The organism is Nocardia sp. NPDC057668, assembly GCF_042799795.1.
In the GTDB taxonomy this organism is placed as follows: domain Bacteria; phylum Actinomycetota; class Actinomycetes; order Mycobacteriales; family Mycobacteriaceae; genus Nocardia.
In genome coordinates this window covers 1,151,835-1,176,725 of record NZ_JBHVIC010000001.1, presented here as the reverse complement: position 1 = coordinate 1,176,725, position 24,891 = coordinate 1,151,835, and the positions used below count along the sequence as shown (strand labels likewise).

Sequence of the window (24,891 nt, the reverse complement as noted above, 5' to 3'; positions counted from 1 at the left end):
AAGTAGTACGACGGTGGCCCCCTCCCCGGAGGGGGCCACCGCCGTTTTCCCGGCTCCTCGCCGCGACCTGACGCCGACACGGTCGGAGACCCGTTCCGGAACGAGCGTGGTGCTGTGGGCTCGGACGCGAATTCAATGGGGGCTGAGAGCTTTTCAGCTCGCCGCGTGTGCCCCGGAGTCGAGAGGCGTCACCATGGCGTACGTCCGGGCCGCCGCCTGCCGTGCGAGTGAACGCGGAAGATGGCGCATCAACGCCCCCGTGAGTGCGGTGAGGCGTCCGGGATAGACCAGGGCCCGCCCACGGTCGCTGGCCCGCAGCGCCTGTTCGGCCACGAACTCCGGTTCGTGCCACAGGGATCGAGGGAGTGCCGAGGCGTCGACTCCGGCACGGGCCTGCAGCTCGGTCCGGGTATACCCGGCGCACACGCAGGTGACGGTGATCCCCGCTGGTCGTAGCTCGTGGTGGAGTGATTCGCTCAGCGAGATCAACGCGGCTTTGCTCGCGCCGTAGGCGGCCAGGCGGGGCGCGGCCGCGATTCCGGCCAGGGACGCGATATTGATGATCCGCCCGCCGGACGGCATCGACCCGGCGGCGGCATGGCACAACCGCAGCGGCACCGCGGCGTGCAGGATCAGTTGACCGAGTTCGTGTTCCACCTCGAGTTCGGGGAACGATCCGTAGGTGGTGTAGCCGGCGTTGTTGACCAGTATGTCCACGCCGTCCCGGACTCGCTGTTCGACGACACCCAGGTCGTGTTCGTCGAGCAGATCGGCGACCAGTACCTCGGCGTCGATCTCTCGGGCCAGGGCTTCGAGCCGGGCGCGGTTCCGGCCGACGGCGATGACGTGCCGGCCCTGTCGGGCGAGGGCGTGAGCGAACGAGGCTCCTATCCCGCTGCCGGCTCCCGTGACCAGTGCGGTGCGTGCTCGATCGTGGTTCGCGGATCGCATCTGCATTCCTTCCGATGGGCCGTCGTATTGTGCTGGGACGCAGGGTCAGTGGGGTGTGGGGGAGAGGAACTGATCGACGAGGGTGTTGAACTCCGTGGGGCGTTCGAGCATCGGGAGGTGGCCGGTGCGGGGGAGGATTCGTACCGTACGGAGGGTTGGGGCGGCGGCGGCGAAGGCGTGCAGGTCGGGGGGTGGGGCTATGCGGTCCTGGGCGCCGCCGATCAGGAGGGTGGGGTGGGGGAGGGTCAGGGCGGGGGTGAAGTCGTAGCCGAAGCCCTGGCGGAGGGTGGCCAGGGTGCCGGGAGCTCCTGCGCCGGAGAGGAAGTGTTCGACGGTGGTTTTCGGGATCTCCGCGGGGTGGGGGACGTAGGGGGCCAGGGCCAGGTGGCGGGCCCAGGGGGTGCGGGCTATCAGTGATTGGAGCGGGGGTGGGAGGGGGAGGCCCGCGGTGGCGGCCTCTATCAGGAAGTTCGCCAGTTTCGGGTCGCGGCGGAGTGTGGCCAGGGGTGCTTCGAACAGGGACAGGACCGAGGTGATCGGGCCGCACGCGAGGACCACGCGGTTGATCGTGCGGGGATTTCGGGTGGCGGCCTCGCAGGCCACGAGGGTGCCCATGGAATGGCCGGCGATGTCGATGTGGTTGGCGTCGTGGGTGATTCGCAAGGCCTCGATGACGGCCACCGCGTTGGCGATGGCCGGGGAGCGCGGCCGCTCGGAATCGCCGAAGCCGGGGAGGTCGACCGCGATCACGCGGCGGGTTCGGGCCAGGGCCGGAATCGTCGGCGCCCAGTGTCTGCGGCAGCCGCCCAGGCCGTGGACGAGTACGCAGAGGTCCGGGCCGCTTCCGGCCAGCGTGTAGGCGACTCGTCGGCCGTCGACCACCAGGTCGTGTCGTTCCATTCGTGTTGTGACGTCGTCGGTTTCGGTCTCGCCGAGTGTCGTGTTCGTGCCCATCAGGCCCCCGCCCCTTCGCGATGCTGTCGCGGACTGTGTGAATGCCACTGGCCGAGTGCAAGTGACTTGCAAAGACTAGCGATGCTCGGAAAGTCCCGCAAGGGCTTGCCCGGACGGCGCCCGCGCTCGCGTATCGTGCTCTGGTGCCTGCTTCCGCCCGCCCGCCGCAGCAGCCCAGCCTTCTCGAACGCCGGAAGACGCGGGCCATGCTGGAGATCCAGGAAATCGCGCTCGGGCTCTTCGAATCCGATGGGTACCGCAAGGCTTCGGTCGAACAGGTCGCGGCCGCCGCGGGCATCTCCGCGAGCACGATCTACCGCTACTTCGGAACCAAGGAACAGCTCGTCGTCTGGGATCACGTGGACGCACAGGCCCTGACCCTGCTGACCGCCGACACCCGGGTGCTCACACCGGCCGAACTGCTGGCCGAGGTGGCCGCGCTGGCCCCGGCCGTCATCGCGGCGCTCGTCGATCCGGGCGAGGAACAGCGCATCGTCCGCCGGGTGCGGTTGATGACCTCCGAACCCGAGGTTCGCACCGGCGAGCTGCTGCAGATCCATGCCCTCGAACGGCACGTCCGCGCGCTGCTCGCGCATCGCCTCGGCCGCGACGACAACGACCTCGCGATCCGCTACGCCGCCGCGCAGGCCGCGTGGGGCTACCTCGCCGCCGTCGATCATTGGGCCGCCACCGATTTCACCGAACCGCTCGGTGCGGTGCTCGGGCGCGCCACCGGCCTCATGATCGAAGCCGTTGCGGCGGTGCTGAACGCGGCCGAGTGACGCGAATCCTCGGCTACACGGTTTTCGGGCGCGGGTCCATGCTTTCGTGACCGCTTTCCGGACGCCTCGGCGGGTGATTATCCGGCCGCCCGCCGCCGCGTCCGGATGTTGGTCTCCGACATTGCGTTACGGACTAGGAAAACGCCGCCGATGTAACTGTTTCGCCGACAGGATTGAGCGCCAGCAATTTCTGGGTACATCCAGCTGGAGCCGGGCGAGTCCCGGAGGATCTAAAAGTTAAGAAGTACCACCATGCGTAGAGCAACGGCGCTCTTCGCCGCATTACTGCTGGCCCTGCTCCTGTCCGTGACCGCTGTGTCCGGTGCCGAAGCCAAGGCCGATGTCTGCGTTGGCGATTGGGCAATCGGTGTCGGCGGACTCGGCGACAATACGTCGTCGACGTTCATCCCATTTGTTAATCAGCCCGTCGGTTACAACTCGTTGGACCCGATGTCGGGCCTGAACGAAATCAACCGGCTCTTCTGGCAGCATCGCAACCAATGCCCGGGAGACCACATCCGCCTTATCGGGCACAGCGAGGGCGCGGGCCTGGTGCACGCGTGGGTCACCGCGAATCAGGGTGTGGACAATGCCAACGCCATTCTGCTGGCCGATCCCAAGCGGCGCGGCGGCCCCGGCTGGGGCGGGCTGGCCTCGACCCCCGGCAGTGGCATCATCGGCTATCCCCTTGCGGGCGTCGATGATTGGTTCGGTGGTTTCCCGGTGCTGACCGTCTGCAATCGCGACGATCAGATCTGCGACACCTCCGCTGGTTGGTGGGGGTACCTCTTCGGAGGCGCGCATCAGCGTTACGATTTCAACGTCTGGAACTACGGCGCCTGGGATTCCGGCGTCTGGTACCGGTAGACGGTGATTCATGGGGATCAGTAGCCGTGCGGCACTGGTCCCCATTGACCGAACCCACGCCCGAGGGAAGTGCACACCGCCGCGCCGTTGAAGGTGAGCTGGCAGGTGGCGCCCGCGTGGGTGACGGAGAACTGCGGGTCGTGATAACTGACCTGATTCAACCGCGGCAGGGCCGGGTTTCCGCCGGGCAGCGTATGGCTGCCGTTGGAGTTCCACTCCGGATGCGCGGGCCAGCCCGACGAATCGATGATGATCGCGGGCACATTCGGTAGCGAGATCTGCATGCCGGCAACGAGAACATTCATACTGGCGGCCGGGACGTCGAGGTCGCAGCCCAGGACGCCGTCCCCGCGAATCGAGCAGTTCCAGTTGCCGAGCGCGAAATACAGTGTGTCGCCGACCAGTGCCGGGCCGGGCGCCGGGTCGGCGTGGGCCGGGGTCACACCCAGCAGGCACGCCAGGGTTCCGATGATTACTCCGCAAACCCTTGCGACGATTGTATTTCCAGCTCTGGACACGGTACTTCCTCTAGGTGTTTCCGACGCTCGCCATGGCCCCGACCATAGAAAAAAGCTATCACCAATTGATGCAAGCGCAAGAGACCTGTCCAGGCCCCTTGCATGCTAATTCGGGGGCGGTTACGGGTTGATCGGTCTGGTTACCGCGACAGAACAGCAGTTCCGAGGTCCGGCAGAGCGTTTCGAAGCTGTCAGCCGAGTTGTCCGGGCACCTTGACAGGTTGCGGCAGGAACCCGGTCTCGATCAGGTGTTCCAGATGCCGATCGATCAGATCGCAGCTCATGGGCGGGCACGAGATGCCGGACCGGACCAGCGCGCGGCGGGCATTGGTGTCATCCCAGCGGCACGGCCCGGGGCCGCTCAGCGAACTGATGATCAGCGCGCGGGCCATTCCCAGGTCGGTTCGGGCGGCCTCGGACAGCGCCGTGAGGAACTGCGGGACCGTGGCGGATCGCACGGGAATGCCGGTGGCGCGCAGTCGATCCAGCACCGTGCCGACCGGTATGGAAGTGTGGTTCACCAGGTGGTGGACCGGCGCGTGCCGGTGTTGTGCCGGTGGGCGCGCCACCGCGTACGCGATCGCGCCGGCGACGTAGTCCGCGGGCACCAGGCTCAGGGGTTCGGGCGGCGCGGGTGGCGCCATGCCCAGCCGGGCGATCGCCCGAATCACCGTCCAGAAGGCGTCATCCGTACCGGTCGCGCCGGTGTCCGCGGGTCCGCACACCCGATCGGGCCGATGGATGAGCACCGGCAGCCCGCGTGCGGCCGCCTGGGTCATCAGCATCTCGCCGACCCATTTGCCGACCACGTACCCGCTCGCGTCACCCGGTCGCTCGGGCACCCGTTCCGGAACCGGGCCGTGCGGCCGGGCCGCGACCGAGGTGGAGGATACGAGGTGCACTGGGATCGCGCCGCGATGGCAGGCCAGCCGCAGCACCGACACCGTGCCGAGCACATTGGGAACGCGCAGGCGCTCATAGGATTCGGCGTGATTGACGCGCGCGCCGTTGTGCACGATCGCGTCGGCTGTCGTGGCCAGCCGCTCGTAGTCGGCGCTCGTGAGGCCGAAGCGCGGCGCGCCGAGGTCCCCGGGCACGGCGATCACGCGCCGCATGAGGGCGGGGCTCCACAGGCCGTATCGGCGCAACGCCACCGCGATTCGCGCGCGCGCCGCGCCCCGGTCCGTGGCCCGCACCAGGCACAGCACCCGGACCCCGAGCCGAAATGCCAGCTCGTGCACCAGATATGCGCCGAGGAACCCGCTGGCGCCGGTGAGCAGCACGGAGTCGAGACCGGCGGGTCGCCGGCCGCCGGGCGCCACGGCGGCATCCAGCACCGCATCGCCGAGGGCACGGGCCGGGATCGGCGTCGAATGTCCTGCCCCCGTGGTGAATCCGCCCAGTTCGGCCAGTGATCTGGGTCGTGCGAGCATTCCCATCGCGGCCCGTCCCTTCGCCCCCGGCAGTGGGTCGATGCTAGGGCGATGGCGGGGAGTGTCAGCAGACCCCGATTCCTGTGCCACCGGTCTCGGTGACTGGGACGCGGGCTGGTGTCGGCACGTGGGTCAGGCGCTCGTTCGGCAAATTTCATCTTGATCTTCAAAATGGGCTGCCTGCCTGTTCAGGGCTGTATTGTCCGGCGAGAACCTGTTTCAGGTTCGACTACCTGGACATCTGACTTACATTCATTTCGGATTCTCGTCCGCCGGGGTGTCCCGGCGTGATCTACTGCTCGCCAGTTCGGGTGAATCAGCGCCTCGGTGACGACATCGAAGGGCACCCGGCTGTACGTGGAGGCAAAGATGGTGGATAGAGGAACGCAGCGAGCGGCAGGCTCGTTGGCCGCGTTCGCGGTCGCGGCCGGTTTCGCGGCCGCGATGATGCCGGCGGCTTCGGCTGCGCCGGGATCGATCACCTGGGAAGACGGGAACAGCAAGTTCACCCGCACGGTGTCGAACACGACCCCCAAGGTCGGCGACATCGTGACCGTCACGACGAAGTGGGAGCGGACCGGCATTCCGGTCGAGTACATCTACAACGTCAAGGATCTCAAGCCCGCCTGCCTGACCCCCGTCGCGGGCTCGGCCAAGATGGGCGGCGACCAGGTCTCGCTGGACACCTCGTCCTCGGATTGGGTGCGCGCGGAGTTCGGCATCACCAAGTACCCGGTGTACCCGAACATCAACCCGAAGTCGCAGACCTTCGAGGTGCAGTACAAGGTGGGCGTCAACTGCGCCCGCGACACCCCGCTGCCGACCTCCATGCACTACGGCGGCTCCCTGGGCGACGGCATCTACCAGGGCAAGGGCCCGAGCATCACGGTTTCCAGCGATGCGCTCTCGACCACCGCCCTGGCCGACGTCTCCGGCGCCAAGGTCGGCGTGGCCGTGACCCTGGAGGCGACCGTCAACCCGGCCGCGGCCGGCGGCACCGTGCAGTTCAAGGCGGGCGACAACGTCCTGGGTGACATCCCGGTCAACGCGAACGGCAAGGCCACGATCGTCTGGACCCCCGGCGCGGCCGGCTCCTACACGATCGGCGCGACCTTCTCCGGCCGCGAAGGCGTGGCGGGCTCGACGACGACCAAGACGGTCACCGTCGCCGAGCAGCCCACCGATCCCGAGCCCCCGAAGCCCAGCACGGGTTCGTTCGGCTCGTAGTTCCGCACTCCCGAATCCGGCTGCGACCGAAAGTCTTCGGTCGCAGCCGGTTCGCGTTCATGCCCGGCGCCGGTCCCAGCCGGGGTATCGGGAATAGGTCTGCTCCGGGTGGACCGTGATCACGTCCAGTTGCCGCATCAGCGACTCGGGCACTCGGCAGCCGGTGAAATGCTCGGGACCGGGAACGATCACGGCCCGGGCGTCCAAGCGTGTGGCCTGGGCTTTGAGCCTGGCCAGCGGCGGGCGGCCGGAGGTCGGATCGAACAGCACCATCAGGGCGAAGTCGTAGCCGAGGCCGGCGGCGAGTTTTCGAATCTGCCCTTCGTCCCACAGCTGGGACATGCCGGAAATATCTGTCCGAAGATAGCCGAGACATGTTGGCCTGTATCGCATTTCGGATCTGTCCTCGCGATCGCCGGGATAGTCGTCATCGGGCGTCCCATAGGAATCGAGTTCGAGCACGCCGCCCGGGAACTCGACAAGCCGGGTAGTCCTCGCCATCGCGCCCCTCGGGTCACCAGCCGTGTGTGGGAAGTTCGACGCGGATGAATCCATCGCGCCGAAGCCTCGGCTCCGACGCTAGAGAGCAGCCCCGGTCGCGAGCCAGAATCATGCTCGAAGATGCTCGGGCATTGTCATCGCTCTTCCATTTGGTCTCTGCTGGAGGATCATTGAGAGGTTCGAGCATGACCGTGCATTAGATCCGATTGGAGACTGATCATGCGGGTTCATTTTCTCGGTAGGGGCGACTCTGAGGGTGGCGGGTGCCCGACCATGTACGACACCGACCGGGCGACCTATGTCGTTCAGGGCTGGAAGACCGAGACGGCCGGAACGATCGAGATCCCGCAGCGGCTGCTGGGATTCATTCATCCCGATACGTACATCGACTCGGCGATGATCGACACGGGCAGAGGGACTTTCGCGCTCTCCGGAATTCCGGTGACCGATTGCGAAGCGCTCGCGCAAATGGATATCTACCCCAACGAGACGGCCATCGAGGTGCCCAAGGCGGAGAGGACGTTCTACGGCGATGCTGCTAGTGCAGGGTGAGGCTTTCGATGACCTGTTTCGTGCGGCGAAACGTGAAGCCTTTCACCTCGAAGTGCGCGATGATTATTACTCGGCGGACTACGGTCCACTCCTTCGGTTCCTGGCCGGCGAGGCGGAGGACTACGAGTGGTTTCAACCGTGGTTGAAGCTGGTTCGCGACACCGTGAGTCGTGGGGTTGCGATCAATCGTGCGCGGGTCGTGTCGAATCCGCACAATGACTACACCCGCTACGCGAGACATGTCGCCCGCCTGAACATGGCGGCGGGCGAACAGGTGCGCTACCTCTCGCGCGAGCTGATCGACGCGGAGCAGTTGACCCGCGACGACTGGTGGCTCTTCGACGATTCCGTCGTGGCGTTCACGGTGTTCGAGCCCGAGGAGAACGGGCGATGGCTCGGCGCGGCGGTCACCACCGATCCGCGGATCGTCGAATACGTCCGGGGCGTGAAAGAGCGGGTGTGGGCAATGGCGACTCCGTTGCCGCGGTACGAGGACTCGTGACCGGCTCGATCGACCAGGCGAGGGAGGCTCTCGGGGCACGCCTTCGGGAGCTTCGCCTCGATGCCGGGATGACGGGCAGCGATCTCGCCCGCCGGGCCGGCTGGCATCAGACGAAGATCTCGAAGATCGAATACGGCAGGACCAAGCCCACCGACGCCGACGTCCGCGCGTGGTGTGTGCACACCGGCTCCGAGGCGCAGATCCCCGACCTGATAGCGACCCTGCGGAATCTCGAGGCCGCGTGGCTCGAATGGCGGCGGGTGCTCGGGACCGGAACCACACGGCGGCAACAGCTCTCGATCAAGCTGGAAGCCGACACCGAGGTGATGCGGGTCTATCACCCCTTCCTGGTGCCCGGTCTGCTCCAGACCGCGGAGTACGCCGAGGGCGTCCTGCGCAGCGTCGTCGACTTCCAGCGGGTGCCGGACGATGTCGATGAAGGCGTATCCAAACGCATGGAACGCCAGCAGATTCTGTACCGGCGCGACCATCGGTTCCACTTCGTCATCGCGGAGCAGGCATTGCGCACGTCGGTGGGCAGTGATCAGACGATGATCGGTCAGCTCGATCGGCTACTGGCCGTTCTCGGCATGCCCAGGGTCGTCCTCGGCATCGTCCCGGCCGAATCGCCCTACCGGGTGTCGATGACGAACTTCCTCATCTTCGACAACACGCGGGTCATGGTCGAGACCGTGACGGCCGAGCTGACGATCACCCAGCCCCGGGAGATCGCCCAGTACGGGCGGGCGTTCGACGTGCTGGCGAGCCAGGCGGTGACGGGTGAGGCCGCCCGGGCACTGATCCGCCGGGCGGTCGAAGCGCGCCTCGGGTGAAGGCGGCCGTCCGGCCGGAAGCCGTCGAAACGCGGGGGAGTTCGAGGGCGAGTGTCCGGTTCGGCCGTTAGGGTCGGGGGATGGCCGGTAAGTCTGGTTCGCCCGCGGTGGAGGTGGCGGTCGGGGACTTCACGGTGCGGGTGTCGAACCCGGACCGGGTGTATTTCCCCGCGACCGGGGCCACCAAGCTGGACCTGGTGCAGTACTACCTGAGCGTGGGGGACGGGATCGTCAACGCTCTGCGGGAGCGGCCCTGCATGTTGCATCGGTTCCCCAAGGGGCTGCCGGGTGGGAAGGTGCATCAGAAGCGGGTGCCGGCCGGAGCGCCGGAGTGGATTCCTACCGTGCAGCTCTACTTTCCGCGGTACGGGCGGACCGCGGACGAGTTGTGTGTCGAGAAGCTTGCGGACGTCATCTGGGCCGTGCAGATGTCCACGGTCGAGTTTCATCCGTGGAACTCTCGGCGGGCCGACACCGAGATGCCGGACGAGTGGCGGATCGACCTCGACCCCATGCCGGACTGTCCGTGGTCGAGGGTGCAGCGGGTCGCGGGGGTCGTGCACGAGGTGCTCGACGAGCTGGGGGCCGTGGGGTGGCCCAAGACCTCGGGCGGCAAAGGGTTGCACGTGTATGTGCGGACCGTGCCCGAACTCGGATTCCAGGACGTGCGGCGGGCCGCACTGGCCTTCGCCCGCGAGGTGGAGCGGCGCGCGCCGAAAGACGTCACCACCGCGTGGTGGCGTAAGGACCGCGACCCCGCGCAGCTGTTCGTGGACTACAACCAGAATGCGCGGGATCACACCATCGCCGCCGCGTACTCGGTGCGCGGGGTTCCGGAGGCCACGGTCTCCACCCCCATCCGCTGGGACGAGATCCCGGACATACACCCGACCGACTTCACCATGACGACCGTCCCGCCCCGCTACGCCGACCTCGGCGACCTGCACGCGGGCATCGACGACGCGGTCTTCGACCTCGCACCCCTGCTGGAATGGGCCGACCGGGACAAGATCACGGTCGATCTGGACGAGGGTTCCGAGGACTGATCGTGCCGATCACGTAGAAAGCTCCCGCGCGTACTGCCGTTGCAGTACGCGCGACGGCCTCCGCTCGCACGATGCCGACTACGAAGGCCCCGGACGAGCATGATCGCATGGCGAAACTCCTGTACCGGCTCGGCCGGATCGCGTTCGAGAAGCGGCGACTCGTCGCTCTGCTCTGGGTGGGGATCATGGGCGCGCTGGTGGTCGGGGCCGCCGCCGCGCCCACACCGCCGCCGGACACCTTCTCCATTCCCGGTACCGAATCCCAGCAGGCGTTCGACCTGCTCGAGGAGCGCTTCCCGGGCACCAAATCCGATGGGGCACAAGCGCGTATCGTCTTCGTAGCCCCCGAAGGGCAGCGGATCGACTCGCCGCGCAATCAAGCCGCGGTCGAGCAGGTCATCGGCTCGGTGGCGGGCGGTACGCAGGTGAAGGGCGTACTCGACCCGTTCCAGGCCGGCGCGGTGAGCGCCAACGGCACGACCGCCTACGCCACCGTGAGCTACGGCGAAACCAGTGATCAGCTCACCGACGCCACCAAAACAGCGCTGACGGACACCATCGAGGCCGGCAAGGCCGCGGGCGTCACCGTGGAGATCGGCGGCACCGCGCTGATGCCCGAACCCGAGATGGGCGCGGCCACCGAACTCGTCGGCGTGGCCATCGCCGCCATCGTCCTGATGATCACCTTCGGCGCGTTCGCCGCCGCCGGACTCCCGCTGCTGACCGCGCTGATCGGCATCGGCGTCGGCATCGCCGCCATCGTGGCGATCGGAATGTCCACCACCACAACGACACTGGCCATGATGCTGGGCCTGGCCGTCGGCATCGACTACGCGCTGTTCATCGTCTCGCGCTACCGCACCGAACGCGCGGACGGGTACACCGCCAAGGAAGCGGTGGGCCGCGCCGTCGGCACCGCGGGCTCGGCGGTGGTCTTCGCCGGCCTCACCGTGGTCATCGCGCTGGCCGGTCTCGCCGTCGTCGGCATCCCCGCGCTCACCAAGATGGGCCTGGCCGCCGCGGGCACCGTGGCCGTCGCGGTCACCATCGCGCTGACCCTGCTGCCGGCGCTGCTCGGCTTCTTCCAGAACGCGGTCATGCCGCGCGCTTTCCGCAAGGCCGCCAAGGCGACAGGCGAACAGACCCCGGACGCGGCTAACGCCGCGACCGCCGCTCAGCTGCGCGAGGACAAGCCCGGCATGGGCACCCGCTGGGCCCGGTTCATCGTGCGACGCCCGGTCGCGGTACTGCTGATCGGCCTCGTCGGCATGGGCGTGCTGGCGCTGCCGGTGCAGAGCCTGGAGCTCGGCATGCCGGGCGATGAATCCCAGTCCACCGAAACCACGCAGCGCCGTGCCTACGACGCGCTCGCCGCCGGTTTCGGCCCGGGGTTCAACGGCCCGCTCACCATCGCGGTGGATCTCGCGGGCGTCGCGAATCCGCAAGGGGCACTGGAGCAGATCGCGCGCACGCTGACCGAGACCGCGGGCGTGGTGTCGGTGACGCCGCCGATCCCGAACCAGGCCGGAGACGCGGCCATGCTCACCGTGGTGCCCGCCACCGGTCCCTCCTCCACCGAAACCAAGGACCTCGTTCACGAATTGCGCGGCGAGGCAGGCGATCTCAAGGCCGCGACGGGTGCGACCGTGCTGGTCACCGGCGCGACCGCCATGAACATCGACGTCTCGCAGAAGATGGCCGATGCCCTGCTGCCGTACCTGGCGGTCGTGGTCGGACTCGCGATCCTGCTGCTGATGCTGGTGTTCCGCTCCATCGCGGTGCCGATCAAGGCGGCGCTGGGGTTCCTGCTCTCGGTCGGCGCGGCCTTCGGCGTGATCGTCGCGGTGTTCCAGTGGGGCTGGCTGGCCGGTCTCATCGGCGTGGATCAGACCGGTCCGGTCATGAGCATGATGCCGATCTTCCTGATCGGCGTGGTATTCGGCCTCGCGATGGACTACGAGGTCTTCCTGGTCACCCGCATGCGGGAAGCCTTCGCGCACGGTGAGAGCGCGACCGACGCCATCGTCACCGGATTCCGGCACAGCGGCCGGGTCGTGGTGGCCGCGGCGGCGATCATGATCGCGGTGTTCGCCGGCTTCGTCGGCGGCGGCGAGCCCATGATCAAGATGATGGGTCTGGGCCTGGCGGCCGCGGTGTTCTTCGACGCCTTCGTGGTTCGCATGACCCTGGTCCCGGCCGTGCTGGCCCTGCTCGGCGACAAGGCGTGGTGGCTGCCGCGCTGGCTGGACCGCATTCTGCCGAACGTGGACGTGGAGGGTGAGGCGCTGACCAAGCACGCCGAGCCCGCCGCCCCCGTGCGCGAACTCGAGGACGCGCGCGCCTAGCGACCGGCGCACCAGGTGGGCCGTCCCGGGTGGGGCGGCCTACCGGTCCCGGTGCGGCCCGCCGATTAGGGTTCTCAACGACGAGAAGGGACGCGCACATGACCGCCGAATGGTCGCAGTGGCCGCGCCGGCACAGCCGGGCCGTCGACGTGATGGTCGCGGTGCTGCTGTGCGCGCTGGCCACCTACGCCAGCCGCCTGATCGATCACGGCGACGGCCGCGGGCCGGTGGTCGACCAACCGGCCTCGCTGGTGGTCTTCGGCCTCTCGTGCACGGCGTCGCTGGCGCTGTTGTGGCGCCGGCGTTTTCCACTCGCGGTGCTGGGCGTCACGACCGGCTGCGGTGTCGCGATCGCGGTGTGCGGCTTCGAGCCGTCGATTCTCACCGCGGGCGCGGCGCTGGTGGCGGCGTACTCGGCGGGCATCTGGGCGGCGGATCTGCGCACCGCCAAACTCGCGCCGGTGCTCGCGGGCGGCGCGCTGCTGTTGGCTTCGCTGGTGCACGATTTCACGCCCATCCTCACCGGCGGCCGCATCACCCTGATAGCCGCGGTGCTCGTGGCGGGCGCGTTCGCCGAGGCCGGGCGCAGCCGGCGCGGCTACCTCGCGGCCCTGCACGCGCGCGCCGAACTGGCCGAGCGCACCCGCGAGGAGGAAGCGCGCCAGCGGGTCGGCGAGGAGCGCGTGCGCATCGCCCGCGAACTGCACGACATCGTCGCCCACCACATGGCCCTGGCGCACGCCCAGGCCTCCACCGCCGCATACCTTCTGCGCAGCCAGCCGGACCAGGCGCAGGAGATGCTCGACCAGCTGGCCGGCACCACCTCCGCGGCCCTGCGCGAACTCAAGGCCACGGTCGGACTGCTGCGCGAGGACGATTCGGACGCCCCGCTCGAGCCGACCCCGGGCCTGGATCAATTGTCCGAGCTGCTCGGCTCTTTCGAGCGCACCGGACTGCGGGTCGAGCTCTCGGTCACCGGCGAGCCGCGCCCGCTCTCGCCCGGCGCGGATCTCACCGCCTACCGCATCATCCAGGAGGCGCTGACCAATGTCACCAAGCACGCGAGCACCGCGACCGCGACCGTGCGCCTGGTCTACTCCCGGCTGCTGCTGACCATCAGCGTGAGCGATGACGGCGGATCCGAAACCGTTCGCGCGGAGCCTGATTCGGCGGACGATGACCAGGGCTACGGTTTGATCGGCATGAACGAGCGCGCGGTCTCGGTCGGCGGTCACCTGCGCGCCGGCCGTCGTCCGGACGGCGGTTTCGAAGTCACCACCGAACTTCCGCTCGAGCCACCCCGCGTCGCCGACCACGAGGACAAACCATGACCATCCGGGTACTGCTGGCCGATGATCAAGCCCTGCTCGCCGGGACCTTCCGGCTGCTGATCGATTCGGCCGAGGACATGGAAGTGGTCGGGATGGCCGGAAACGGCAGGGAGGCAGTGGATCTGGCGCGCGCGACCGCACCAGACGTCGTGGTCATGGATATTCGGATGCCCGGGATGGACGGCCTGGCGGCGACCCAGGAGATCTGCGCCGATCCGGCCCTGCACGAGACCCACGTGCTCATCCTGACCACGTTCGAACTCGATGAGTATGTGGCGCAGGCCCTTCGCGCCGGGGCCAGCGGCTTCCTGGGCAAGGACGTGGGTCCGGAGGAGCTGCTGCGCTCGATCCGGGCGGTCGCCGCGGGGGAGGCGCTGCTCTCGCCCACCGCGACCCGCACCTTGATCTCGCGCTATCTCGCCCGCCCCGAAAGCCGGGTGAGCGCAGCCGAATCGCTCGAGGTGCTCACCGCGCGGGAGCGCGAGGTGGTGGCGATGGTCGCGGAGGGGCTGTCGAACGAGGAGATCGCCGAGCGGATGTACGTCAGCCCGCTGACCGTTCGCACCCACGTGCAGCGCGCGATGTCGAAAGTCGGTGTGCAGAACCGCGCCCAGCTCGTGGTGATCGCGTTCCAGTCCGGCCTGGTACGGGTCGAGCCGCCGCGCCGCGGCACGAGCAACTGAAATTAGCCCGGGCCGTCGGCCGGTCGCTGAAATCCCTTCCGGCGGCGGGGCCGTCGGGGATGCGATCCAATTGCTTTGGTACCGTTGATGCCTTACGTGACTGATGTGACGGCTGTTGTCAATCAACACGTGGCGTTCCCGCGTTTCGTCCGATTTCTCGGTTAACCTAGCGACATTTCGGCAAACTGCTCGTGTCCGGTTCGCCCTGTTGGTTGGGGTGGCAGCGGTCGGGGGCAAGCAACGAAGAGGAGTGTCGGCGGATCGTGACTGTCATCAGTGCGGACAAATCCGAGATTCGGTCCCAGGCGCCACAAGCCGAAGCGCAGATCATCGCGCTGTGCAATCAGAAAGGGGGAGTGGGAAAGACGACCTCCACGGTCAATCTCGGCGCGGCACTGGCCGAAGCCGGGCAGCGGGTGCTGCTGGTCGATCTGGATCCGCAGGGCGCGTTGTCCGCGGGGCTCGGGGTGTCCCACTACGACCTCACCATGACCGTGTACGACCTGATCGGCAAAGATACGCCGCCGGTCGACGAGGTGCTGCTGCACACCGGTGTGGAGCGCCTGGATCTGCTCCCGAGCAATATCGACCTGTCCGCCGCGGAGATTCAGCTCGTCAACGAGGTGGCTCGCGAGTACTCGCTGCGCCGGGTCCTCGAACCGCTGCGCGATCGCTACGACTACATCCTGATCGACTGTCAGCCCGCGCTGAGCCTGCTCACGGTGAACGCGCTGGCCTGTGCCGACGGCGTGATCATCCCCATGGAGTGCGAGTTCTTCTCCCTGCGTGGGCTCGCACTGCTCACCGACACCATGGAGAAGGTCCGCGAGCGGCTCAATCCCCGGCTGAACATGCTCGGCATCGTGATCACCATGTTCGACTCCCGGCTGCTGCACGCGCGTCAGGTGCTCACCCGGGTCGAGGAGATCTTCGGCGAGCAGGTCTACGAAACGATGATCACGCGCACGGTCCGCTTCCCCGACGCCAGCATCGCGGGTGAGCCCATCACCTCGTGGGCGCCCAAATCGCGTGGCGCGGACCAGTATCGGGCGCTGGCGCAAGAGGTGCTCAAACAGCGCTGAATCCGGGTGCCGCGGCCGGCGGATGAAATGCGCTGCGGCCGTGGCGTTCGCGAGGTCGTGCCGGTTGCCTCAGCCCACGATGTACGCGGGCTGCGGTCCGGTCGTGGCTATCGTGCTCTGCCCCCGGGTCAGGTTGACCGTCACCTGCCCGCCCGAGCTGTTCGGCAGAATCCGGCCGGGCGCCACGAGATTGCCCGTCCACCGATGCGCCGCCCCGTCGCAGTCCACCTGAACCGGACCGTCGAGCCGGATGGCGATCGGCCCCCCGATCCCGCCCTGGAACATCTGCTCCAGCGACCCGTCCACCACCTCGACCCCCGCGGTCCCGCCGCCGTCGCAGGTGGCGCTCCCGCTGATGCCCAGCGTGGCGACCTGATAGACGAGTTCCGCGTCCGCTGACACGGCGGGCGACTGCGCCCCCGCGGGCCCGGCCAGAATTCCGGCGCAGGCCGTGGCGGCCAGCAGATAGAGCGGCAGTCGGCGATGCGGCATGACGGGCCCTCGAATCAATCGATGAATCACGATCGTCTTCCCATCATGCGCGCGCACCCCGGGCCGGTCCGGGAATTTTGCTGAACCGTTGCGCCCGAAATATCGGTCAAATCGGTCAATTCGACTCATTGAAGTCGGCGCCGGGAATTATCGACGGCACCGAATGTCTGGGAATGTGGTCGCGGCTTAGCGATCACGGCACTCGGTGTCAATTCGACCCGCCGGTTCCCTCGGGTCTCATTGTCGATAGATTTCTCGATGCCGTCGCGGTCGATGCCTTCGGCGATCGAGCATGCGGCTCGCTTCGCGGCCTCGGCGTACTCGGTGGAGTTGCAGGTAGCTGCATGAAAGTCGCCGGTGTGCGGCTCGGGCGGCCCGGGAGGGAATCTCGCCGCCGGTCGTTGCGTGGATGCACGGTATGCGGCCCGGGTCGCCGATCATCTTCTTGTTTCGATGCGTGGTAACCATCGGGTTTTTCTGTTTTACACAGGCGACCAATTGGTGTGCGGGCAAGAGACTGGACATTCGATCAAAGTGGTGTAGGTCACAGTTTGATAGAAGTTCGCCCCACGTGCCGCAAACTCTTTTCAGCTTCTTTGGACAGTCTTTACGATTACGCCGTTCCGCTCTGAATAGCGTCGTGCCTACACAGCTTCGCCCGCCGCTCGCTCTCGATGCCAGTACATGTTGACCGATGAACCGGGCCGTAAAACGCTCCGGCGAAGGAGAAATATGTCCACCGACACCGAACAGCTTCCCCGGACGTCGCTGCCCGGCCTCCATGACCTGATCCGCCACGACTTACCGGCCTCACTGGTCGTCTTCCTGGTCTCCCTACCCCTGTCCATCGGCATCGCGGTGGCCGCGGGCGCGCCCGTCGCGGCCGGCCTCATCGCCGCCGTCGTGGGCGGCCTGGTCGCGGGTTCGCTCGGCGGTTCCACCCTGCAGGTCAGCGGTCCGACCGCCAGCCTCACCGTGGTGGTCGCCGAGTGCATCAATCAATTCGGCTGGGCCGTCACCTGTTTCATCACCGTGGCGGCGGGGGTGTTACAGATCGTGTTCGGGCTCAGCCGGATCGCCCGCGGCGCGCTGGCCATCGCCCCGGTCGTGGTGCACGGCATGCTCGCCGGGATCGGTGTCGTCATCGCCCTGCAGCAGGTGCACGTCCTGTCGGGCGGCAATTCGCTGAGCTCGTCCTGGGACGCGATCACCGGACTGCCCGGGCAGTTGCGCTCGGCGCGCCTGGGCGATCTGTTCGTCGGACTGCTCGTCATCGCCATCCTGGTGGGCTGGAAGCACGTCCCCGAACGTGTGCGCGCCATCCCTGCCCCGCTGGTGGCGGTGGTCGCGGCCACGCTGGTCGCCTTCGTCCTGCCGGTGAGCGTCGAGCACATCGTGCTGAACGGCTCGCTCGTGGACGAGCTGAATCTGCCGCAGGTGCCGCACGGCGGCTGGGGCACGGTCGTGCTGATGGCCGTCACCGTCGCCCTGATCGCCAGCGTGGAGACCCTGCTCTCGGCGGTCGCGGTGGACCGCATGCAGAAGAACTCCGCCCGGCGCACCGACCTCGATCGCGAGCTGATCGGCCAGGGTAGCGCCAATGTGGTGTCCGGTCTGATCGGCGGCCTGCCGATCGCGGCGGTCATCGTCCGCAGCATCACCAATGTCAAAGCCGGTGCGCGCGGGCGGTCTTCGACCATGCTGCACGGGCTCTGGATCCTGGTCTTCTCGGTGGCCCTGGTCGGGGTGGTGCGCCAGATTCCCAAGGCGGCGCTGGCCGGTCTGCTCATCGTGGTCGGCATCCAGCTCATCAAGCTGGCCCACATCCGGCTCGCCAAGCGCAACGGCGACCTGGTGGTCTACGCCGCGACGGTGACCGTGGTGGTGTTCTGGAACCTGCTGATGGGCATGCTGTTCGGCTTGGCGCTGGCCTTCGGGCTGCTGCTGTGGCGCGTGGTCCGGGTCTCGGTGTCCGCCGCCGAGGTGGGGCCGCTGCGCTGGAAGGTGACCGTGGACGGCACCTTCACCTTCCTGGCCCTGCCCCGGCTCGCGCCCGAATTGGCCAAGGTGCCCACCGGATCCGACGTCACGATCGAGATGACCGTCGACTTCCTGGACCACGCCGCCTACGACGCGATCCAGGAGTGGGTGGGCGAGCATCGGGCCGACGGCGGCACGGTGGAGTTCGTGGAGCGCGGCAGCGCGACGATGGCAGCCGCGGTGTCCGGTCCGCCCGCGCGCGGGCATTCGCGGCACATGGTCGACGAGGTCCTCTCGCCGTGGCGGCGCAACGGGCAGCGGGTGGATCCGGTGGTCGCCGGCGTCGCGGCCTATCACCGCAACCACGCCCACGCGATGCTCCCGCACCTGGATGTGCTGCGAAATGGCCAGGAGCCCGATTCGCTGTTCGTGACCTGTGCCGACTCGCGCATCGTGCCCAATGTCATCACCAATAGCGGGCCCGGGGATCTGTTCACTGTCCGCAATGTCGGGAATTTGATCCCCGCCGATCGCCGGGACTCCTCGATGGAGGCCGCGCTGGTCTATGCCCTGGACAAACTCGACGTGCGTTCGGTGGTGGTCTGCGGACATTCCGGATGCGGCGCGATGGAGGCGCTGCACGCCGAGGCGGTCACGGGGTCGGGTCTGGACGACTGGCTGGCCAATGCCCGGCCCAGCCTGGACCGATTCCGTTTCGGGCACGTGGTGGCCGAGGCCGCGGCGGCCGCGGGATTCGGTCCCGTCGATCAGCTCGGCATGGTCAATGTGGCGGTGCAGTTGGAGACGCTCTACGCGCACCCGGTGGTGCGGCGCGGCGTGGATGAGAGGGGGGTGGTGCTTTCCGGTCTGTTCTTCGATATCGCGACAGCCCGAGTGGTGGAGGTCACGGTGGACGGAATACGTGAGATCGACGATGTTGAGGCCGATAGCCATTGTGGCTCAGGTTTTCTCAGCCTTTGCTAAGTCTTTACTTCTAGCCTGGCACGACTCGTCCGGTGAGTTGTGGCCAACGCCGTCCACAGCATCTTTCGATGCCTTCAGAACATGTTCGACATCTTGCGGATCGCTCGCGATCCGGAGTAGGAGCCGAAATGTCCACAGACACCGATTCACCGCCCGGCAGAGCGGACCACTGGTCCACCACTCTGCTGCGCCACGATCTGCCCGCGTCATTCGTAGTTTTCCTGGTTGCTCTACCCCTGTCCCTGGGCATCGCCGTGGCCTCGGACGCCCCGATCGCCGCCGGCCTCATCGCCGCGGTCGTCGGCGGCGTGGTGGTCGGCATCCTGGGCGGTGCGCCGCTCCAGGTGAGCGGTCCGGCCGCCGGCCTGACCGTGGTGGTCGCCGAGACCATCAATCAATTCGGCTGGAAGACAGCCTGTTTCATCTTCGCCGCGGCCGGCGTCCTGCAGATCCTGTTCGGATTGAGCCGGATCGCGCGCGCCGCGCTCGCCATCGCACCGGTGGTGGTGCACGCCATGCTCGCGGGCATCGGCATCACCATCGCGCTGCAACAGCTGCACGTGCTGCTCGGAGGGGCGTCGCACAGTACAGCTTTCCAGAACATCGTGCAGCTGCCGGGGGAGCTGACGAGTCTGCACGGCGACGATGTGCTCATCGGCGGTGTGGTCATCGCCATCATGCTGGGCTGGAAGTACGTGCCCGAACGCGTGCGCGCCCTGCCGGGGCCCCTGGTCGCGGTGACGATCGGTACCCTGCTGTCGCTGGTGCTGCCCGGCAATGTGGAGCGAATCGTGTTGAGCGGCTCGCTGTTCGACGCCATCGGCCTGCCCGGCGTGCCCTCCGGGAACTGGGGCGCGGTCGCGCTGGCGGTGCTGACCATCGCGCTGATCGCGAGCGTGGAGAGCCTGCTGTCCGCGGTGGCCGTGGACAAGATGCAGACCGGCCCGCGCACCAATTTCGACAAGGAGCTGGTCGCGCAGGGCGCGGCCAACGTCACCTCGGGCCTGCTGGGCGGTCTGCCGGTCACCGGCGTGATCGTGCGCAGCGCGACCAACGTGCAGGCCGGCGCCAAGACCAAGAATTCGGCGCTGCTGCACGGCATCTGGATCCTGGTGTTCTCGGTCGCGCTGGTCGGCGTGGTCGAGCAGATCCCCAAGTCGGCCCTGGCCGGTCTGCTGATCGTGGTCGGCATCCAGCTGGTGAAGCTGGCGCACATCCGCCTGGCCCGGCGCACCGGCGACCTGCTGGTGTACGTGGTCACGGTGCTGGGCGTGGTGTTCCTGAACCTGCTCGAGGGCGTGCTCATCGGCCTGGTGCTGTCCTTCGCGCTGCTGCTGTGGCGCGTGGTGCGCGTCGTGGTTAACGCCGCGCCGGTGACCGGGACCGATCGCTGGCTGGTGACGGTCGAGGGCACCTGCACCTTCCTGGCCCTGCCCAAGCTCTCCTCGGAGCTTTCCAAGGTGCCCGAGGGCGCCGACGTGCTGCTCGAGATGAGCGTGGACTTCCTGGACCACGCCGCCTACGAGGCCATTCACGACTGGGCCAGACAGCACGAAAGCACCGGCGGCAACGTCGAATTCGTGGAGCTGGGCACCGCCCCCATGGCCGACGCCGTGACCGGACCGCCGGTGCGCGGGCGCTCGCGCGGCCTGCTCGACGACGTGCTCAAGCCGGGGCAGGACAGCGACGGCAACCCCGTCACCTCCGGTGTGGCCGCCTACCACCGCCGGCACGCCCACGTGGTGCGCCCGGCGCTGGACGAGCTGCGCGACGGTCAGAATCCGCATTCGCTCTTCCTGACCTGCGCCGATTCGCGCATCGTGCCGAACGTCATCACCAGCACCGGTCCCGGTGACCTGTTCACCGTCCGCAACGTCGGCAACCTGGTGCCGCCGCAGGGCCGGGACAGCTCCATCGAGGCCGCGATCGTGTTCGCGCTCGAGGAGCTCGAGGTCGATCACCTCGTGGTGTGCGGGCATTCGTCCTGCGGGGCGATGCAGGCGCTCATGTCCGGCGCGCCCGCCGGGCCGGGCCTGGGTGCCTGGCTCGGGCACGCCCAGGCCAGCGTCGAGCGCTGGATGCAGCGGCATCCGGTCGGCGTCGCCGCGGACGAGGCGGGCTTCCGCTCGACCGATCAGCTCGCGATGGTGAACGTGGCCGTGCAGCTGGAGAATCTGCGGGCGCACCCGGTGGTGCGGCGCGCGATCCTGGAACGCGGCGTCACGGTGTCGGGGCTGTTCTTCGACATCGGGACCGCGCGGGTGCTCGAGGTGTCCCGCGACGGGATCGCCGAGATCACCGACGCGGACCTATCGGCCCTGGCCGCCGCGCTCGGCTGAGGCAACGACCGGGGCGTGGCGGCTCGCATGCCGCCTTCGCCCCGGTCGCGGCCCGGAACGCGCACGTAGGCTTGCACTGTGCGCACAGAGAAAGACACGGCGACCGCGACGGCCGCCGCGAACGACACGGCGGTCGCAGGCAACGACACCGCGACCGCCGACACCGCGGCGATCGACGCGATCACCGATAACGACCCGGGTCGCTGGCGCGCCTTGCGGGCCTCGATCGCCGCGCGCCCTACCCTGAACATCACCTACCGGATCGCGGTGGGAGTCCTCGGCCTCGTCGTATTGACGCTCGGGATTCTCGCGATTCCGTACCCCGGCCCCGGCTGGCTCATCGTTTTCGCGGGCCTGGGCATCCTGGCCACCGAATTCGCCTGGGCGCACCGGACACTGCACTGGACGCGCGGCAAGTATCGGGTCGCCATGGATTGGCTGGCCCGCCAGGGGATCGCGGTGCGCGGGCTCGCCGCACTGGGTACCGTCGCCATCGTGGTGGCTACGTTGTGGTTGCTCGGCACCTTCGCTGTCCTCGCCGGTCTGATCGGAGTCGAATGGGAACCATTGAGCAGTCCGCTGTTTCGGTGAACGCCGGACCGGTGATCGTGCCCGGCGCGGAGTTACTGAACGCGCGCTGGCTCGGTGAGCGGATTGCCGCCATGGGCGGTTCCTGGGGGACCGGCAATACCCGGGTCGCCGGCACCCTGTGGTGGTGCATGGCCGCCTCGTCTCTGGTCGCACCCGTGGTCGGGGCGTACGCGGCCGGTGATCCGGCGCCCGATTCGGAGCTGGAGCGGATCTCCTGCGAGATCCGGCCGGACGGCGGCGTCGAGCGGGTGTTCGCGCTCGGGACGGTGCCCGCGGACGGGAACGCCGGTCAGATACTGCGGCACACGCTGTCGCGGGTGATTCCGGTCGTGGCCGAGGTGACCGGCGCCGGGGTGGCCTCGCTGTGGGCGATCGTGGCCGACGCCATCGGCAATCGCGCCCTGGACCTGGGCGATCGGGAAGCCGGCGCCCGGCTGGCGCGCGACGTGGCCGGACGGCTGCCGGTGCCGCGTTTCAGTGATGTCGGCGCCCGTACTTTTGTGCGCCGCATCTCCTGCTGCCTGGTGTTCGAGGTCTCGGGCTGCGAGATGTGCACCAGCTGCCCCAAACGCCCTGCCGCCCAGCGCGAAGCGCTGCTCACCGAGCTCGCCGCCCGCGGCGAGGGCTGACCCGCACCGCGTCCGGCGTCCGCCCGCGCCGGTGCGGACACCCCGGCGGCCGGTCCATCGGCACGGCCCCGTCACCGTGCCGATAGCATGGTGCGCGACCAAGCGGCGGGCTTTCGCCCGTCCACGACAACTCCAAGGAGCGCACAGCCGTGACCACCTCAGTGCCGAAAACCCCAGTCGCCCTCGTCCGGGTGTCGGCCGGGACTACGGCGGGTGCCGCGGTGCGCGAGGCCGACCTGCCCAGCAAGGGCCCGGAGGCCGTGATCGCCGTGCGCGACGGCGAGGGCAATCTCAAGGATCTGTCCTGGATTCCCGAGATCGACGAAGAGGCCGTGGCCGTCACCGCCGATTCCGAGGACGGCCGCTCGATCATCCGGCACTCGGCCGCCCACGTGCTGGCCCAGGCCGTGCAGCAGGAGTTCCCCGAGGCCAAGCTAGGCATCGGCCCGCCCATCAAGGACGGCTTCTACTACGACTTCCAGGTCGATCGCCCCTTCACCCCCGAGGATCTCACCAAGCTGGAATCCCGGATGAAGAAGATCATCAAAGGCGCGCAGCGCTTTTCGCGCCGCGTCACCGATGTCGAGTCGGCGCGGATCGAACTGGCCAAGGAGCCGTTCAAGCTCGAGCTCATCTCCGACAAGTCGGGCATCGACGATCCGGAGGTCATGGAGGTCGGCGGCAAAGAGCTGACCATCTACGACAACCTGGATCCGCGCACCGGCGAACGCCTCTGGGGCGATCTGTGCCGGGGCCCGCACATCCCGACCACCAAGTACATCCCCGCCTTCAAGCTGACCCGCAGCTCGGCCGCCTACTGGCGCGGTGACCAGAACCGCGAGGATCTGCAGCGCGTGTACGGCACCGCGTGGGAATCGCAGGAGGCGCAGGACGAGTACCTGGCGCTGCTGGCCGAGGCCGAGAAGCGCGATCATCGCAAGCTCGGGGTCGAGCTGGACCTGTTCTCCTTCCCGGACGAGCTGGGCTCGGGTCTGCCGGTGTTCCACCCCAAGGGCGGCATCATCCGCAAGGAGCTCGAGGACTACTCGCGCAAGCGGCACACCGCCGCGGGCTACGAGTTCGTGAACACCCCGCACATCACCAAGGGCCACCTCTTCGAGGTCTCGGGCCACCTGGACTGGTACCGCGAGGGCATGTTCCCGGCCATGCACCTCGACGCCGAGTACAACGACGACGGCACCGTGCGCAAGCCCGGCCAGGACTACTTCGTCAAGCCGATGAACTGCCCCATGCACAACCTGATCTTCCGTTCGCGCGGCCGGTCCTACCGCGAACTGCCGCTGCGCATGTTCGAGTTCGGCTCGGTGTACCGCTACGAGAAGTCCGGCGTCGTACACGGGCTGACCCGCGTGCGCGGCATGACCCAGGACGACGCGCACATCTACTGCACCAAAGAGCAGATGCACGCGGAGCTGACCACCACGCTCGGCTTCGTGCTCTCGCTGCTGCGCGACTACGGCCTGGACGACTTCTACCTCGAGCTCTCCACCAAGGACCCGGTCAAGTTCGTGGGTTCGGACGAGCTGTGGGAGGAGGCGACCGAAACCCTGCGCAAGGTCGCCACCGATTCCGGCCTGGACCTGGTGCCGGACCCGGGCGGCGCGGCGTTCTACGGCCCGAAGATCTCGGTGCAGGCCAAGGACGCGCTCGGGCGGACCTGGCAGATGTCCACCATTCAGCTGGATTTCAACCTGCCCGAGCGGTTCGAGCTCGAGTACACCGGCTCCGACGGCGCCAAGCACCGCCCGGTCATGATCCACCGCGCGCTGTTCGGATCCATCGAGCGGTTCTTCGGCGTGCTCACCGAGCACTACGCGGGCGCGTTCCCGGCCTGGCTCTCGCCGGTGCAGGTGGTCGGCATCCCGGTCGCCGAGACCTTCGCCGAGCACCTCGAGGGCGTGGTCGACCGGTTGCAGGAGCACGGCATTCGCGCCGAGCTCGATCGCAGCGACGACCGCATGCAGAAGAAGATCTTCAACCAGACCGCGCAGAAGGTGCCCTTCATGCTGCTGGCCGGCGCCCGCGACGTCGAGGGCAACGCGGTCAGCTTCCGGTTCCGGGACGGCACCCAGGTCAACGGCGTGCCGGTGGCCGACGCGGTGGCGACCATCGTGGACTGGATCAAGCGGCGCGAGAACACCTCTCCGACCGCCGAGGGCTTCGAAATCCGATCGGCAATGGCATGAGTGGTGCGGGTTCGGCGGCGGCACGCGTCACCGTGCGGGGCCTGCACACCTGCCGAGGGGGT

General features: G+C 68.0%; 22 protein-coding genes. 16 read left to right on the top strand and 6 right to left on the bottom strand.

All coding sequences use genetic code 11. The features are described 5' to 3' along the window. Window positions 1-153: 153 nt before the first annotated feature. Window positions 154-951, bottom strand: coding sequence for an SDR family NAD(P)-dependent oxidoreductase (locus tag ACFVBH_RS05535; protein WP_379000055.1), 798 nt, complete (start codon window positions 949-951; stop codon window positions 154-156). Between the two features lie 45 nt (window positions 952-996). Further along, window positions 997-1,905, bottom strand: coding sequence for an alpha/beta fold hydrolase (locus ACFVBH_RS05530; protein ID WP_379000053.1), 909 nt, complete (start codon window positions 1,903-1,905; stop codon window positions 997-999). Window positions 1,906-2,048: 143 nt separating this feature from the next. On the opposite strand from ACFVBH_RS05530, the gene ACFVBH_RS05525 reads away from it, so the two are divergent. Together ACFVBH_RS05525 and ACFVBH_RS05520 are read left to right on the top strand one after the other, a co-directional pair. Next, the gene (locus tag ACFVBH_RS05525; RefSeq protein WP_379000051.1) at window positions 2,049-2,687 is read left to right on the top strand and encodes a TetR/AcrR family transcriptional regulator; all 639 of its coding nucleotides are present in this window, start codon (window positions 2,049-2,051) and stop codon (window positions 2,685-2,687) included. Window positions 2,688-2,939: 252 nt separating this feature from the next. Continuing rightward, the gene (locus ACFVBH_RS05520) at window positions 2,940-3,554 is read left to right on the top strand and encodes a hypothetical protein (RefSeq protein ID WP_354991043.1); all 615 of its coding nucleotides are present in this window, start codon (window positions 2,940-2,942) and stop codon (window positions 3,552-3,554) included. A 17-nt stretch (window positions 3,555-3,571) separates the two neighbouring features. Here the strand turns inward: ACFVBH_RS05520 and ACFVBH_RS05515 are convergent, their stop codons facing one another. Both ACFVBH_RS05515 and ACFVBH_RS05510 read right to left on the bottom strand, forming a co-directional pair. Continuing rightward, window positions 3,572-3,997, bottom strand: a complete 426-nt coding sequence (locus tag ACFVBH_RS05515; protein ID WP_379000048.1) for a hypothetical protein — start codon at window positions 3,995-3,997, stop codon at window positions 3,572-3,574. Window positions 3,998-4,263: 266 nt separating this feature from the next. Next, window positions 4,264-5,511, bottom strand: a complete 1,248-nt coding sequence (locus ACFVBH_RS05510) for a thioester reductase domain-containing protein (RefSeq protein ID WP_379000046.1) — start codon at window positions 5,509-5,511, stop codon at window positions 4,264-4,266. Between the two features lie 363 nt (window positions 5,512-5,874). Here ACFVBH_RS05510 and ACFVBH_RS05505 point away from each other — a divergent pair, with 363 nt between their 5' ends. Further along, window positions 5,875-6,732, top strand: a complete 858-nt coding sequence (locus tag ACFVBH_RS05505) for an Ig-like domain-containing protein (RefSeq protein ID WP_379000043.1) — start codon at window positions 5,875-5,877, stop codon at window positions 6,730-6,732. Window positions 6,733-6,789: 57 nt separating this feature from the next. On the opposite strand, the gene ACFVBH_RS05500 is transcribed toward ACFVBH_RS05505, so the two are convergent. After that, window positions 6,790-7,287: a hypothetical protein gene (locus ACFVBH_RS05500; protein WP_379000041.1), complete on the bottom strand. Its 498-nt coding sequence runs from the start codon at window positions 7,285-7,287 to the stop codon at window positions 6,790-6,792. Window positions 7,288-7,506: 219 nt separating this feature from the next. On the opposite strand from ACFVBH_RS05500, the gene ACFVBH_RS05495 reads away from it, so the two are divergent. The 8 genes from ACFVBH_RS05495 to ACFVBH_RS05460 all read left to right on the top strand — a co-directional run bounded on the left by ACFVBH_RS05495 (window position 7,507) and on the right by ACFVBH_RS05460 (window position 15,607). Continuing rightward, window positions 7,507-7,785, top strand: coding sequence for a hypothetical protein (locus tag ACFVBH_RS05495; protein ID WP_354991038.1), 279 nt, complete (start codon window positions 7,507-7,509; stop codon window positions 7,783-7,785). Then, window positions 7,766-8,287: a DUF6879 family protein gene (locus tag ACFVBH_RS05490; RefSeq protein WP_379000038.1), complete on the top strand. Its 522-nt coding sequence runs from the start codon at window positions 7,766-7,768 to the stop codon at window positions 8,285-8,287. Before ACFVBH_RS05495 ends, ACFVBH_RS05490 begins: the two co-directional genes overlap by 20 nt. Then, window positions 8,245-9,120: a helix-turn-helix domain-containing protein gene (locus tag ACFVBH_RS05485; RefSeq protein WP_379000036.1), complete on the top strand. Its 876-nt coding sequence runs from the start codon at window positions 8,245-8,247 to the stop codon at window positions 9,118-9,120. The genes ACFVBH_RS05490 and ACFVBH_RS05485 overlap by 43 nt, the downstream gene beginning before the upstream one ends. 80 nt (window positions 9,121-9,200) lie before the next feature. Further along, a complete protein-coding gene (gene ligD / locus ACFVBH_RS05480) occupies window positions 9,201-10,166 on the top strand; it encodes a non-homologous end-joining DNA ligase (RefSeq protein WP_379000034.1) in 966 nt (321 codons plus the stop codon). Between the two features lie 107 nt (window positions 10,167-10,273). Then, entirely contained in the window at window positions 10,274-12,511 is a 2,238-nt protein-coding gene (locus ACFVBH_RS05475; RefSeq protein ID WP_379001601.1) for an MMPL family transporter, read from the top strand. A 98-nt stretch (window positions 12,512-12,609) separates the two neighbouring features. After that, window positions 12,610-13,842, top strand: a complete 1,233-nt coding sequence (locus ACFVBH_RS05470; protein ID WP_354988849.1) for a sensor histidine kinase — start codon at window positions 12,610-12,612, stop codon at window positions 13,840-13,842. Then, window positions 13,839-14,525, top strand: coding sequence for a response regulator (locus ACFVBH_RS05465; RefSeq protein WP_379000031.1), 687 nt, complete (start codon window positions 13,839-13,841; stop codon window positions 14,523-14,525). The genes ACFVBH_RS05470 and ACFVBH_RS05465 overlap by 4 nt, the downstream gene beginning before the upstream one ends. Window positions 14,526-14,797: 272 nt before the next feature. Further along, window positions 14,798-15,607: a ParA family protein gene (locus tag ACFVBH_RS05460; RefSeq protein ID WP_379001599.1), complete on the top strand. Its 810-nt coding sequence runs from the start codon at window positions 14,798-14,800 to the stop codon at window positions 15,605-15,607. 69 nt (window positions 15,608-15,676) lie between these two features. Here ACFVBH_RS05460 and ACFVBH_RS05455 read toward each other — a convergent pair whose 3' ends face one another. Then, window positions 15,677-16,099: a hypothetical protein gene (locus tag ACFVBH_RS05455; protein WP_379000029.1), complete on the bottom strand. Its 423-nt coding sequence runs from the start codon at window positions 16,097-16,099 to the stop codon at window positions 15,677-15,679. Window positions 16,100-16,831: 732 nt separating this feature from the next. Between ACFVBH_RS05455 and ACFVBH_RS05450 the strand changes: the two genes are divergently transcribed. The 5 genes from ACFVBH_RS05450 (at window position 16,832) to thrS (ending at window position 24,829) form a co-directional block, all read left to right on the top strand. Continuing rightward, window positions 16,832-19,063 (top strand): SulP family inorganic anion transporter, encoded by a 2,232-nt coding sequence (locus tag ACFVBH_RS05450; RefSeq protein ID WP_354988845.1) that lies wholly within the window; start codon window positions 16,832-16,834, stop codon window positions 19,061-19,063. A gap of 128 nt (window positions 19,064-19,191) precedes the next feature. Further along, entirely contained in the window at window positions 19,192-21,402 is a 2,211-nt protein-coding gene (locus ACFVBH_RS05445) for a SulP family inorganic anion transporter (RefSeq protein WP_379000027.1), read from the top strand. Between the two features lie 171 nt (window positions 21,403-21,573). After that, the gene (locus ACFVBH_RS05440) at window positions 21,574-21,993 is read left to right on the top strand and encodes a TIGR02611 family protein (RefSeq protein ID WP_354988854.1); all 420 of its coding nucleotides are present in this window, start codon (window positions 21,574-21,576) and stop codon (window positions 21,991-21,993) included. Beyond that, window positions 21,960-22,622: a (2Fe-2S)-binding protein gene (locus tag ACFVBH_RS05435; RefSeq protein ID WP_379000025.1), complete on the top strand. Its 663-nt coding sequence runs from the start codon at window positions 21,960-21,962 to the stop codon at window positions 22,620-22,622. Before ACFVBH_RS05440 ends, ACFVBH_RS05435 begins: the two co-directional genes overlap by 34 nt. A gap of 149 nt (window positions 22,623-22,771) precedes the next feature. Then, a complete protein-coding gene (thrS, locus tag ACFVBH_RS05430; protein WP_379000022.1) occupies window positions 22,772-24,829 on the top strand; it encodes a threonine--tRNA ligase in 2,058 nt (685 codons plus the stop codon). Window positions 24,830-24,891: the final 62 nt, after the last annotated feature.

Coding starts and splice junctions, on each gene's coding strand:
- ACFVBH_RS05535 (WP_379000055.1), bottom strand. CDS start 951: ATGCGATCCGCGAACCACGATCGAGCACGCACCGCACTGGTCACGGGA.
- ACFVBH_RS05530 (WP_379000053.1), bottom strand. CDS start 1,905: ATGGGCACGAACACGACACTCGGCGAGACCGAAACCGACGACGTCACA.
- ACFVBH_RS05520 (WP_354991043.1), top strand. CDS start 2,940: ATGCGTAGAGCAACGGCGCTCTTCGCCGCATTACTGCTGGCCCTGCTC.
- ACFVBH_RS05510 (WP_379000046.1), bottom strand. CDS start 5,511: ATGGGAATGCTCGCACGACCCAGATCACTGGCCGAACTGGGCGGATTC.
- ACFVBH_RS05505 (WP_379000043.1), top strand. CDS start 5,875: ATGGTGGATAGAGGAACGCAGCGAGCGGCAGGCTCGTTGGCCGCGTTC.
- ACFVBH_RS05500 (WP_379000041.1), bottom strand. CDS start 7,287: ATGGATTCATCCGCGTCGAACTTCCCACACACGGCTGGTGACCCGAGG.
- ACFVBH_RS05495 (WP_354991038.1), top strand. CDS start 7,507: ATGTACGACACCGACCGGGCGACCTATGTCGTTCAGGGCTGGAAGACC.
- ACFVBH_RS05490 (WP_379000038.1), top strand. CDS start 7,766: ATGCTGCTAGTGCAGGGTGAGGCTTTCGATGACCTGTTTCGTGCGGCG.
- ligD (WP_379000034.1), top strand. CDS start 9,201: ATGGCCGGTAAGTCTGGTTCGCCCGCGGTGGAGGTGGCGGTCGGGGAC.
- ACFVBH_RS05475 (WP_379001601.1), top strand. CDS start 10,274: ATGGCGAAACTCCTGTACCGGCTCGGCCGGATCGCGTTCGAGAAGCGG.
- ACFVBH_RS05470 (WP_354988849.1), top strand. CDS start 12,610: ATGACCGCCGAATGGTCGCAGTGGCCGCGCCGGCACAGCCGGGCCGTC.
- ACFVBH_RS05465 (WP_379000031.1), top strand. CDS start 13,839: ATGACCATCCGGGTACTGCTGGCCGATGATCAAGCCCTGCTCGCCGGG.
- ACFVBH_RS05455 (WP_379000029.1), bottom strand. CDS start 16,099: ATGCCGCATCGCCGACTGCCGCTCTATCTGCTGGCCGCCACGGCCTGC.
- ACFVBH_RS05450 (WP_354988845.1), top strand. CDS start 16,832: ATGTCCACCGACACCGAACAGCTTCCCCGGACGTCGCTGCCCGGCCTC.
- ACFVBH_RS05445 (WP_379000027.1), top strand. CDS start 19,192: ATGTCCACAGACACCGATTCACCGCCCGGCAGAGCGGACCACTGGTCC.
- ACFVBH_RS05435 (WP_379000025.1), top strand. CDS start 21,960: ATGGGAACCATTGAGCAGTCCGCTGTTTCGGTGAACGCCGGACCGGTG.